At 58.8% G+C, this 12300-nt stretch carries 8 protein-coding genes; 6 read left to right on the top strand and 2 right to left on the bottom strand.

What is annotated here, in order from left to right:
* The first annotated feature begins 323 nt into the window (after positions 1–323).
* The 3 genes from ERD80_RS12975 (at position 324) to ERD80_RS12965 (ending at position 4869) form a co-directional block, all read left to right on the top strand.
* On the top strand, positions 324–1895 hold the full coding sequence (locus tag ERD80_RS12975; RefSeq protein ID WP_136547173.1) for an ABC transporter substrate-binding protein: 1572 nt from the start codon (positions 324–326) through the stop codon (positions 1893–1895).
* 170 nt (positions 1896–2065) lie between these two features.
* Positions 2066–3568 (top strand): helicase HerA-like C-terminal domain-containing protein, encoded by a 1503-nt coding sequence (locus tag ERD80_RS12970; protein WP_136547159.1) that lies wholly within the window; start codon positions 2066–2068, stop codon positions 3566–3568.
* Between the two features lie 23 nt (positions 3569–3591).
* Positions 3592–4869, top strand: a complete 1278-nt coding sequence (locus ERD80_RS12965; RefSeq protein ID WP_132464325.1) for a DUF445 domain-containing protein — start codon at positions 3592–3594, stop codon at positions 4867–4869.
* 115 nt (positions 4870–4984) lie between these two features.
* Here the strand turns inward: ERD80_RS12965 and lptG are convergent, their stop codons facing one another.
* A complete protein-coding gene (gene lptG, locus ERD80_RS12960) occupies positions 4985–6061 on the bottom strand; it encodes an LPS export ABC transporter permease LptG (RefSeq protein WP_136547157.1) in 1077 nt (358 codons plus the stop codon).
* Positions 6061–7161, bottom strand: coding sequence for an LPS export ABC transporter permease LptF (lptF, locus tag ERD80_RS12955; protein ID WP_031279533.1), 1101 nt, complete (start codon positions 7159–7161; stop codon positions 6061–6063). Before lptF ends, lptG begins: the two co-directional genes overlap by 1 nt.
* A gap of 267 nt (positions 7162–7428) precedes the next feature.
* Between lptF and pepA the strand changes: the two genes are divergently transcribed.
* The 3 genes from pepA to valS all read left to right on the top strand — a co-directional run.
* Positions 7429–8940, top strand: coding sequence for a leucyl aminopeptidase (pepA, locus tag ERD80_RS12950; protein ID WP_021506719.1), 1512 nt, complete (start codon positions 7429–7431; stop codon positions 8938–8940).
* A 418-nt stretch (positions 8941–9358) separates the two neighbouring features.
* Positions 9359–9817, top strand: coding sequence for a DNA polymerase III subunit chi (locus tag ERD80_RS12945; protein WP_021506718.1), 459 nt, complete (start codon positions 9359–9361; stop codon positions 9815–9817).
* 5 nt (positions 9818–9822) lie between these two features.
* Positions 9823–12300 (top strand): valine--tRNA ligase (valS, locus tag ERD80_RS12940; RefSeq protein WP_136547155.1); only part of this gene is annotated, 2478 nt, incomplete at its 3' end.

Raw genomic sequence — 12300 nt, 5'->3', positions numbered from 1 at the left:
ACCGTACAAATGCCAGGAGATTAGCGCCAGAGACTGGGCAAATGACTGAAACAAATCGGGGTGAGAAATAGTCGCTCAGCTTAATTAATCAGAAAAAATCACACTTCCATACCAGAGCTTATTCTTATCAATAACCGCTTATTGGCTCAATGCGCAACGTCTGAGCGGTTTATTTCCTGAATATGACAGCGCGCGCACAAAATAACCGTTTAGTTAATTGCCGGTATTAATTGTTATTTCCGGCACAGCTCAGAACAAACCGGCATTTAGCCAGCAGCGCGACAGCGATAAAGTCGTCGCATCAATTACTCAGGATAATCATGATGCGAGCACTCTTATTGTTCTTCACCTTATTCAGCAGCGCCTTTGCCCTGCAGGCCGCCACGCCAAAAGACACGCTGGTGGTGGCCGTGCCGCTCGACGGCATTATCAGCTTCGACCCGGCAGAAAGTTTTGAGACCGTCAGCAACAGCGTGCAGCGCAACATTTATCAGACGCTGGTAGAGGCCGATCGCGATGCGCCACAAAAACTCGCGCCGCTGCTCGCCACCTCATGGCAGCCCGGCAGCACGCCGCACAGCCTGGTGTTCAATCTGAAACCGGATGCGCATTTCGTTAGCGGTAACCCGGTGACCGCGCAGGACGTGGTGTTTTCGCTGACGCGCGCGGTGCAGCTCAACAAAGCCCCGTCGTTTATTCTCGCTGAGTTTGGCTGGACGGCGGAGAACATCGCCAGCCAGCTGCGGGTTGTGAACGATCATCAGCTGGAGATTCAGTGGCCAGCGCAGATTGGTCAGGACCTGGCGCTGCGCCTGCTGACCGCGCCGGTAGCCTCGGTGGTGGACAGCAAAACCGTGCAGCAGCACATCATCGCCAACGACAGCGGCAACGGCTGGCTGCACACTCACTCCGCGGGCAGCGGCGCATTCAGCATCCAGCAATATGTGCCGCAGCAGGCGCTGGTGCTGAGCGCAAATCCGCACGCCAGCCCACAGCCGCAGCTGAAACGCATCCTGCTAAAAGGCGTGGCCGATGCCGGTGCGCGCCGCCTGCTGATTCAGCAGGGCGATGTCGATGTGGCGTACCAGCTGGGCCCGGACCAGATCGATGCGCTGAAAAACGACCAGCAGCTGCGCATTGAGGCCTTCCCGTCGAGCCTGGTCTATTACCTGGCGTTTAATACGCAAAACAAAGCGCAGCCGGCGCTGGGTAATCCGGCGCTGTGGCAGGCGGCGCGCTGGCTGGTGGATTACAACGCCATTTCACGCGATCTGCTGAAAGGCCAGTACCGTATTCACCAGAGCTTCCTGCCGCAGGGCTTTGATGGCGCGCTGGAGAATCAGCCGTTCCATTACGATGTGGCCAAAGCCAAAGCGATCCTGGCGCAGGGCGGTATCAGGCCCGGCAGCAAATTCTCGCTGACGGTGATCAACCAGCCGCCGTACATCGACGTGGCGCAGGCGCTGCAGGCCAGCTTTGCCAAAGCCGACGTGCAGATTGAGCTGCAGCCGGTGGCGGAATCGGAACTGTGGAGCAAAATGCGCGGACGTGATTTCCAGTCGATCTTTATTTACTGGGGCGCCGACTATGTGGATCCGAATACCAACGCCAGCGCCTTTGCTTATAACGTGCCGGGCGGCTCGAAAACGCTGGCGTGGCGCGTCGGCTGGGAGATTCCTGAGCTGAGCGCGCAGACGCGCACCGCAGCCGGTGAGAGCGACGCCAGCCAGCGCCGCGCGCTGTATACCGCGCTGCAACAGCGCGTACAGCAGGATTCGCCGTTCGTGGTGATGCTTCAGGGCGCGCAGCAGGTGGCGGTGCGCAATAACGTCAGCCACGTGCAGCAGGGCATCGGCGTAAGCCTGCTGTTTTTCGATGCGGTAGAGAAGAGGTAGGTAGCTGCGCGCTGCCCCTCATCCCAGCCTTCTCCCGCCCGCGGGAGAAGGGCCGATCGCGCGGGCAGCAACCGGAACTCCCCTTATTTTTCACCCAAATATCCCTCTCTCTCCCGCGCACCGCTTGCTATTCTTTGAGTCATTACGCAATGCCGGAGAACGCAACCATCATGACTACCCCACTGCTGATCGCCCAGACGCCTGACCTTCAACTGCATCTGCTGCCCGCCATGGCTAACCGTCACGGACTGATAACCGGCGCGACCGGCACCGGTAAAACCGTGACGCTGCAAAAGCTGGCGGAATCGTTTTCCGCCATCGGCGTGCCGGTGTTTATGGCCGATGTCAAAGGCGATCTTTCCGGCATTGCGGCCGCAAGCGACGGCTCGGAAAAGCTGCTGGCGCGGCTGGCCAAGATTGGTGTCACAGACTGGCAGGCGCAGAAAAATCCGGTGATCTTGTGGGATATCTTCGGCCAGCAGGGCCATCCGGTGCGCGCAACGGTGTCCGATCTCGGCCCGCTGCTGCTGGCGCGGCTGCTCAGCCTTAACGAGGTGCAGTCCGGCGTGCTGCAAATTATCTTCCGTATTGCCGACGATCAGGGCCTGCTGCTGCTGGACTTCAAAGATTTGCGCGCCATGACGCAATACATCGGTGATAACGCCAAAGCATTTCAGACGCAGTACGGCAATATCAGCAGCGCCTCGGTGGGCGCCATTCAGCGCGGCCTGCTGGCGCTGGAGCAGCAAGGGGCTGAACACTTCTTTGGCGAGCCAATGCTGGATATCCGTGACTGGATGCGCTGCGACGCTGACGGCAAAGGCTTCATCAATATCCTGGCAGCGGAAAAGCTTTATCAGCAGCCGAAACTCTACGCCACCAGCCTGCTGTGGCTGCTGGCGGAACTGTATGAACAGCTGCCGGAAGCCGGCGATCTTGACAAACCAAAGATGGTGTTCTTCTTTGACGAAGCGCATCTGCTGTTTAACGACGCGCCGCCGGTGCTGCTGGAGAAAGTGGAACAGGTAATTCGCCTGATTCGCTCGAAAGGCGTTGGCGTGTACTTTGTCACGCAGAATCCGGCGGACATTCCGGATAATGTGCTGGGTCAGCTGGGTAACCGCGTGCAGCATGCGCTGCGTGCCTTCACGCCGAAAGACCAGAAAGCGGTAAAAAGCGCCGCCGAAACGATGCGCGCCAACCCGGCGTTTAATACCGTGGAGGCGATTCAGGCGCTGGGCACCGGCGAGGCGCTGATCTCTTTCCTCGATGAGAAAGGCAGCCCGTCGATGGTGCAGCGCGCCATGGTGATCGCGCCGGGCTCGCGCATGGGGCCGGCCACTCCTGATGAACGCAACAGCCTGATCAACCATTCGCCGCTGTACGGCAAATACGACAGTGCCGTCGATCGCGAATCGGCGTTCGAAATGTTACAGCAAGGCGTGCAGGCCGCGCCGCAGCAGGCCGATGCACCGCCCAGCAAAGGCAATAGCGTGGCGGTGGATGACGGCATTCTGGGTGGGCTGAAAGAGATTCTGTTCGGCAGCACCGGGCCGCGCGGCGGCAAGCGCGACGGCGTGGTACAGAGCGTGGCGAAAAGCGCGGCGCGCCAGGTGACCAATCAGATCATCCGCGGCGTGCTGGGCAGTCTGCTCGGTGGACGCCGCCGTTAATCGCCCTCTGCTATGATCGTGGTATGGATAAATATCAACAATTAAAACGGAGCAAGCGTCTGGCCCTGTCGCTGCTGCTGATTGCCGCCGCGACCTTTGTCGTGACGCTGTTTCTGCCGCCCACGTTCTGGGTACTGGGGCTGAAGGCGATTGCCGAAGCGGCGATGGTCGGTGCGCTGGCCGACTGGTTTGCGGTGGTGGCGCTGTTTCGTCGCGTGCCGGTGCCGTTCATCTCGCGCCATACGGCAATCATTCCACGCAACAAAGATCGCATCGGCGAGAATCTTGGCCGCTTCGTGCAGGAGAAGTTTCTTGATACCGATTCGCTGCTGGCACTGATTCGCCGCCACGATCCGTCACAGCTGCTGGCGCAGTGGCTCAATACGCCGGGCAACGCCGATCGCATTGGCCGCCACCTGCTGCAGGTGATGCGCGGTTTCCTCGATCTCACCGACGATCAGCGTATTCAGCGCTTTTTGCGCCGCGCGGTGCATCGCGCACTGGATAAGGTCGATCTGACCCAGTCCAGCGCGCTGCTGCTGGACAGCCTGACCAAAAACAATCGCCATCAGGAGCTGCTGGACGCTGCTGTGCAACAGCTGCTGCGTCTGCTGCACAAACCCGGCACGCGCGAGTTTATCGCGCTGCAGATTGTGCGCTGGCTGAAACGCGAACATCCGATCAAGGCCAAAGTGCTGCCGACCGAATGGCTGGGCGAACACAGCGCCGAGCTGGTCGCCAACGCGGTGGATTCGATTCTCGATGAAGTGGCGCGCGACCAGGGCCACGAATTTCGCCTCGGTTTTAACCGCGCGGTACAGCGCCTGATAGAGCGACTGAAAAGCGATCCGGAGATGGCCGAACGCGCTGAGACCATCAAACACTGGCTGAAAGAGGATGAGTCGTTTAACCGTTATATCGGCGAGCTGTGGCAGGACCTGCGCCGCTGGCTGAAGAGCGACCTCAACAGTGACGATTCGCGCGTGCAGGAGCGGGTGCGGCTGGCGGCGCTGTGGCTGGGCGAAACGCTGGCCGCCGATGAAGCACTGCGTACCTCAATGAATCAGCATCTGGAAGACGCTGCGCGCAGCGTCGCGCCGGAGTTTGCGGCGTTTCTCACCCGCCATATCAGCGATACGGTGAAGAGCTGGGATGCGCGCGAGATGTCGCAACAGATTGAGCTGAACATTGGCCGTGATTTGCAGTTTATCCGCATCAACGGCACGCTGGTGGGCGGTACCATTGGCCTGGTGCTGTTTTTGCTGTCGCAGCTGCCGGGCTGGCTGCAGACGTTGCGCTAACGGTGCGGGCATCGACCTGGTCGCCATGAATAAAAAAGGTCGCCATGAATGGCGACCCTACGGTAACGGTGCGGGAATGACAGGGGCGCCCTGAATCGCGCCCCTGCAACCCTCACTACCGCCGTTTCAGCAACAGGTACAAACTGATGGCGAAGAATGCGCCGCTCGGCAGAATCGCGCCCAGCACCGGCGGTAAACCGTACACCAGACTCAGCGGCCCGAAGATCTGATCCAGCACGTAGAACAGGAAGCCAAAGCTGATGCCGGTCACCACGCGCACGCCCATCGATACGCTTCGCAGCGGACCAAAGATAAACGACAGCGCCATCAGCATCATCACCGCCACCGACAGCGGCTGGAAGATTTTGCCCCACATATTCAGCAGGTAGCGCCCGGATTCCTGGCCGCTCTGTTTGAGATATTTGCTGTAGTTATACAGACCGCTGATCGACAGCGCGTCCGGGTCCAGCGCCACCACGCCCAGCTTGTCTGGCGTCAGATTGGTTTTCCATTCGCCGCTCAGGCTCTGTGAACCGGTAATCTGCTTCGGATCATTCAGGTCCGACTCATCCACCTGCGACAGCTCCCACAGTTTGCGATCTTTATTCCAGACCGCGGTGGCGGCATAGCGCACGCTCAGCAGACGCCGCTGGTCGGTAAAGCGATAGATACTGACGCCGTCGATCTCGTTGTCGCCTTTAATGCGCTCAATGTAGATAAAGTCGTTGCCGTCTTTCGCCCACAGGCCGTTTTGCGTCGAAACCAGCGAGCCGCCGTACAGCTGCTGCGCCCGGTAGTTACGCGCCATCTGCTCGCCCTGCGGGGCGACAAATTCGCCCACCGCCATGGTCAGCAGCACCAGCGGAATCGCAGTTTTCATTACCGCCAGCGCCACCTGCAGACGGGTAAAGCCGGAGGCCTGCATCACCACCAGTTCGCTGCGCTGCGCCAGCGTGCCCAGCCCCAGCAGCGCGCCCAGCAGTGCCGCCATCGGGAAGAAGATCTCGATATCTTTCGGCACGCTGAGCAGCGTGTAGTAACCGGCATCCAGCGCGGTATACGCGCCCTGCCCGGTTTTACGCAGCTGATCAACGAACTTAATGATGCCCGACAGCGACACCAGCATGAACAGCGTCATCATGATGGTGTTGAAGATGGTTTTGCCGATATAGCGGTCAAGGACCTTAAACATCACACGGATCCTCCACGGCTAAAGCGCGCGCGGAAACGGCGCATCGGCACGGTATCCCATACGTTGAGCGCCACCGCCAGCGCCAGATACGCCAGGTTGACCACCCACATCCAGATCGCCGGATCAAACCGGCCTTTCGCCGCGTTGGAGCGCAGTGAGCTCTGCAGCAGGAAGAAGATCAGGTAGAGCAGCATGGCTGGCAACATTGACAGCACGCGGCCCTGACGCGGGTTAACCACGCTGAGCGGCACCACCATCAGCGCCATCACCAGCACAGCGAACACCAGCGTCAGACGCCAGTGCAGCTCCGCCTGGAACTGCGGCGTTTTGGTTTTGATCAGCGTGCTGATATCGGCCTGATCGGCATCGTTAGGATCGAGCACCGCCTCTTTGTATCCCACCAGCGCCTGATAATTGACGAAGTCGGTAATACGGAAGTCACGCAGCAGCGCCGTGCCTTCAAAGCGCGTGCCTTTGTCCAGCGTCACGGTCTGCGAGCCATCTTTGTGCTGCTCCATGTGGCCGCTGTCGGCCAGCACCACCGATGGCCGTGCATTGCCCTTCGGTCGCAGCTGCGCCAGGAACACGCTGCCGAACTTGTTGCCTTTCACGTCTTCGACGAACAGCACGGTATTGCCGTCGCTGGAGGTCTGAAACTGCCCCGCCGCCAGCGCCGCCGCTCCCGGGTTGGCCTTAGCATTTTGTGTCACTTCATCCTGATAGCGCGAGGACCATGGGCCAAGCCAGATCACGTTGACCGCCGCCACCAGCGAGGTGAACAGCATCAGGATCATCGCCGCTTTAATCAGGACGCCTTTACCCAGCCCGCAGGCGTGCATCACCGTAATTTCACTTTCGGTGTACAGCCGCCCAAGGGTCATTAAAATCGCCAGAAACAAGCTTAGGGGCAGGATAAGTTGTGCCATTTCAGGCACGCCAAGTCCTAACAATGTCAGAACCAGATTTGTTGGGATTTCGCCATCCACCGCCGCACCCAAAATCCTGACTAACTTCTGGCAAAAGAAGATAAGTAGCAGGATGAACAGGATAGCCAGCTGGCTTTTGAGCGTTTCCCGAACCAGATATCTAATGATGATCACGCTTAGTACGCCTGTGAAAACTTGTCTTTTTGCAGGAAAATCGCTAGTTTCAACGCTTATCAGCCATTTTTCTTCATCAATGGCCGTCATGGTAGCTAAAATAGTATGACGAACGCGTTAGGGTGGTGAAAAAACAACACATTGTCACCCCACTCATTATGGCCGCCGGCGTTAAATTGTCATGGCGTCGCAACAAATTAATGGGTTACGAACGCGCTACATTCTAACGACAGCTAAGGCCGTTGTCTTTAAGATTCAGGAGAGTGCATGGAGTTCAGTGTAAAAAGCGGTAGCCCGGAAAAACAGCGCAGCGCCTGCATTGTGGTTGGCGTTTTCGAACCGCGTCGTCTGTCACCGATTGCCGAGCAGCTGGATAAGATCAGCGATGGCTACATCAGCGCGCTGCTGCGCCGCGGTGAGCTGGAGGGCAAAGTGGGCCAGACGCTGCTGCTGCACCATGTGCCAAATATTCTGTCCGAACGTATCCTGCTGATCGGCTGTGGTAAAGAGCGTGAGCTGGATGAGCGCCAGTACAAACAGGTGATTCAGAAAACCATCAATACCCTGAACGATACCGGTTCGATGGAAGCGGTGTGCTTCCTGACCGAGCTGCACGTTAAAGGGCGCAATACCTACTGGAAAGTGCGCCAGGCGGTAGAAACCTCTAAAGAGGCGCTGTACAACTTCGACCAGCTGAAAAGCAACAAAGTTGAGCCGCGCCGTCCGCTGCGCAAGCTGGTGTTCAACGTGCCGACCCGTCGTGAGCTGACCAGCGGTGAGCGCGCTATTCAGCACGGCCTGGCCGTTGCCGCCGGCGTCAAAGCGGCGAAAGACCTGAGCAATATGCCGCCGAATATTTGTAACGCCGCGTATCTGGCGTCGCAGGCACGTCAGCTGGCCGATGCGTACAGCAAAAACGTTACCACCCGCGTGATTGGCGAACAGCAGATGAAAGAGCTGGGTATGAACGCCTATCTGGCGGTCGGTGCCGGTTCGCACAACGAGTCGCTGATGTCGGTGATTGAGTACAAAGGCAGCAGCGACGCCGATGCGCGCCCTATCGTGCTGGTAGGTAAAGGGCTGACCTTTGACTCCGGCGGCATCTCCATCAAGCCTGCCGAGGCGATGGATGAGATGAAATATGACATGTGCGGCGCGGCGTCGGTGTACGGCGTGATGCGCATGGTGGCGGAGCTGAATCTGCCGCTGAACGTGGTCGGCGTGCTGGTGGGCTGTGAGAACATGCCGGACGGGCGTGCGATGCGTCCGGGCGACGTGCTGACCACCATGTCCGGCCAGACGGTTGAAGTGCTGAATACCGACGCCGAGGGCCGCCTGGTGCTGTGCGATGCGCTGACCTACGTTGAGCGCTTCGATCCGGAAGTGGTGATTGACGTCGCTACCCTGACCGGCGCCTGCGTGATTGCGCTGGGTCATCACGTCAGCGGGTTGATGTCGAACCACAATCCGCTGGCGCACGAGCTGATCAGCGCGTCAGAGCAGTCGGGCGACCGCGCGTGGCGTCTGCCGATGGCCGACGAGTATCAGGAGCAGCTGGAGTCCAACTTTGCCGATATGGCCAACATCGGTGGCCGTCCGGGCGGCGCGATTACCGCCGCCTGCTTCCTGGCACGCTTCGCGCGCAAGTTTAACTGGGCGCACCTGGATATCGCCGGCACCGCCTGGCGCTCCGGCAAAGCTAAAGGCGCGACCGGCCGTCCGGTGCCGCTGCTGTCGCAGTTCCTGCTGAACCGCGCTGGCCTGAACGGCGACGATTAAGAGCCGGGGCGAATGCTGCGACGGTGCGCATGAATGCGTTAAATACCGTGCGGCCATTGGAACGGTGCGCATGAATGCGTTAAATACCGTGCGGCCATTGATACGGTGCGCATGAATGCGCACCCTACGGGTGTGATGGTACGTATAAATGCGTTAAATACCGTGCGGCCATTGAAACGGTGCGCATGAATGCGCACCCTACGGGTGTGATGGTGCGTATAAATGCGTTAAATACCGTGCGGCCATTGATACGGTGCGCATGAATGCGCACCCTACGGGTGTAGGGTCGCCATTTATGGCGACCTGATTATCAGCCGCACGGTTTACAGGGTCGCCATTGATGGCGACCTTATTATTGGACGCCGCAATCTTACTGTCGCACAATGCGCCCCACTGTCATTGATGGAAATAACCTGCCATGAAAAACGCCACCTTCTTCGTCATGGAGTCTGAAAGCGCCAGCGACGGCTTAAGCGCCATCGAAGCGCTGGTGTGCGATTTGGCCGCCAGCCGCTGGCGAGACGGTAAGCGCATCCTGATTGCCTGCGAAGATGAACAGCAGGCCAATCGGCTGGATGAAGCACTGTGGCAGCGTCCGGCCAACGCTTTTGTGCCGCACAACCTGGCCGGCGAAGGCCCGCGCTACGGCGCGCCGGTTGAGCTGGCCTGGCCGCAGCGACGCGGCAGTGCGCCGCGCGATCTGCTGATCAGCCTGCTGCCGCAGTTTGCAGATTTTGCTACCGGTTTCCATGAAGTGATAGACTTCGTACCTTATGAAGAATCCCTGAAACAACTGGCGCGTGACCGCTATAAAGCGTATCGCAGCGTTGGTTTCCAATTGAATACGGCGACGCCACCCCCGCCGCAAACGACATAGCAGATATGGAAAAGACATATAACCCGCAAGATATCGAGCAGCCGCTCTACGAGCACTGGGAACAGCAGGGCTACTTCAAACCGAATGGCGATACCAGCCAGGAAAGCTTTTGCATCATGATCCCGCCGCCGAACGTCACCGGTAGCTTGCATATGGGTCACGCCTTCCAGCAAACCATCATGGATACCATGATCCGCTACCAGCGCATGCAGGGTAAAAACACCCTGTGGCAGGCAGGTACGGACCACGCCGGTATCGCCACCCAGATGGTGGTTGAGCGCAAGATCGCCGCTGAAGAGGGCAAAACGCGTCAGGATTACGGTCGTGACGCCTTTATCGAAAAAATCTGGCAGTGGAAGGCTGAATCCGGCGGCACCATCACCCGCCAGATGCGTCGCCTCGGCAACTCGGTTGACTGGGAGCGCGAGCGCTTCACCATGGATGAAGGCCTGTCCAACGCGGTGAAAGAAGTCTTCGTCCGTCTGTACAAAGAAAACCTGATTTACCGTGGCAAGCGCCTGGTGAACTGGGATCCGAAACTGCGCACGGCGATCTCTGACCTCGAAGTGGAAAACCGCGAGAGCAAAGGCTCAATGTGGCACATTCGCTATCCGCTGGCGGACGGCGTGAAAACTGCCGAAGGCAAAGATTACCTGGTGGTGGCCACCACCCGTCCGGAAACCCTGCTGGGCGATACCGGCGTGGCGGTCAACCCGGAAGATCCACGTTACAAAGATCTGATCGGCAAAGAGGTGATCCTGCCGCTGGTGAACCGTCGTATTCCGATCGTCGGCGACGAACACGCCGATATGGAGAAAGGCACCGGCTGCGTGAAGATCACCCCGGCGCATGACTTCAACGACTACGAAGTGGGCCGTCGTCACAAGCTGCCGATGATCAACATCCTGACCTTTGATGGCGACATCCGCGAGCGTGCGGAAGTGTTCGACACCAACGGTGAAGTCAGCGATGCCTGTTCCGATGAAATTCCGCCGCAGTTCCAGAAGATGGAGCGTTTCGCCGCGCGTAAAGCGATTGTCGCGGCCGTTGACAAGCTCGGCCTGCTCGACGAAATCAAACCACACGATCTGACGGTACCCTACGGCGACCGCGGCGGCGTGGTGATCGAGCCGATGCTGACCGATCAGTGGTACGTGCGCACGGCCCCGCTGGCGAAAGTCGCGGTGGAAGCGGTAGAAAACGGCGACATTCAGTTTGTGCCGAAGCAGTACGAAAACATGTACTTCTCATGGATGCGCGACATCCAGGACTGGTGCATCTCGCGTCAGCTGTGGTGGGGCCACCGCATTCCGGCCTGGTACGACAACAACGGTAACGTCTATGTCGGCCGTAGCGAAGAAGAAGTGCGTCAGGAAAACAATCTGGCCGCCGACGTAACGCTGCGCCAGGATGACGACGTGCTTGATACCTGGTTCTCTTCCGGCCTGTGGACATTCTCTACGCTGGGCTGGCCGGAGAACACAGAAGCGCTGCGCACTTTCCATCCTACCAGCGTGCTGGTGAGCGGCTTCGACATCATCTTCTTCTGGATTGCGCGTATGATCATGCTGACCATGCACTTCATCAAAGATGAGAACGGCAAGCCGCAGGTACCGTTTAAAACCGTCTACATGACTGGTTTGATCCGCGATGAAGAAGGCCAGAAGATGTCCAAGTCGAAAGGCAACGTCATCGATCCGCTGGATATGGTGGACGGCATTTCGCTGGAAGATCTGCTGGAGAAACGCACCGGTAACATGATGCAGCCGCAGCTGGCTGAGAAGATTCGCAAACGCACCGAGAAGCAGTTCCCGGACGGTATCGTGCCTTCCGGCACCGATGCGCTGCGCTTCACCCTCGCCGCGCTGGCGTCCACCGGTCGTGACATCAACTGGGATATGAAGCGCCTGGAAGGCTACCGCAACTTCTGTAACAAGCTGTGGAACGCCAGCCGCTTCGTGCTGATGAACACCGAAGATCAGGATTGCGGCCAGAACGGCGGCGAGCTGAAGCTGTCACTGGCGGATCGCTGGATCCTGACGGAATTCAACAGCACCGTGAAAGCGTACCGTGAAGCGCTGGATAGCTATCGCTTTGATATCGCTGCCAACATTCTGTACGACTTCACCTGGAACCAGTTCTGTGACTGGTATCTGGAGCTGACCAAGCCGGTGATGAACAGCGGCAGCGAAGCGGAGCTGCGCGGCACGCGCAACACGCTGGTGACGGTACTGGAAGCGTTGCTGCGTCTGGCGCATCCGATCATCCCGTTCATTACCGAGACCATCTGGCAGCGCGTGAAAGTGCTGAAGAACATCGACCACGATACCATCATGCTGCAGCCGTTCCCGCAGTATGACGCGGCGAAGGAAGACGCGGAAGCGAAGGCCGATATCGAGTGGATGAAGCAGGCGATTGTGGCGGTGCGTAATATCCGTGCCGAAATGAACATCGCGCCGAGCAAGCCGCTCGACGTGCTGCTG

Source organism: Pantoea sp. R102 (assembly GCF_004916815.1).
Classification (GTDB): Bacteria; Pseudomonadota; Gammaproteobacteria; order Enterobacterales; family Enterobacteriaceae; genus Pantoea; species Pantoea dispersa.
This window is presented reverse-complemented; position numbering and strand designations above follow the sequence as displayed.

Excerpts from the sequence above, each read along its gene's own strand:
- ERD80_RS12975 (WP_136547173.1), top strand. The coding sequence starts at position 324 with ATGCGAGCACTCTTATTGTTCTTCACCTTATTCAGCAGCGCCTTTGCC.
- ERD80_RS12970 (WP_136547159.1), top strand. The coding sequence starts at position 2,066 with ATGACTACCCCACTGCTGATCGCCCAGACGCCTGACCTTCAACTGCAT.
- ERD80_RS12965 (WP_132464325.1), top strand. The coding sequence starts at position 3,592 with ATGGATAAATATCAACAATTAAAACGGAGCAAGCGTCTGGCCCTGTCG.
- lptG (WP_136547157.1), bottom strand. The coding sequence starts at position 6,061 with ATGTTTAAGGTCCTTGACCGCTATATCGGCAAAACCATCTTCAACACC.
- pepA (WP_021506719.1), top strand. The coding sequence starts at position 7,429 with ATGGAGTTCAGTGTAAAAAGCGGTAGCCCGGAAAAACAGCGCAGCGCC.
- ERD80_RS12945 (WP_021506718.1), top strand. The coding sequence starts at position 9,359 with ATGAAAAACGCCACCTTCTTCGTCATGGAGTCTGAAAGCGCCAGCGAC.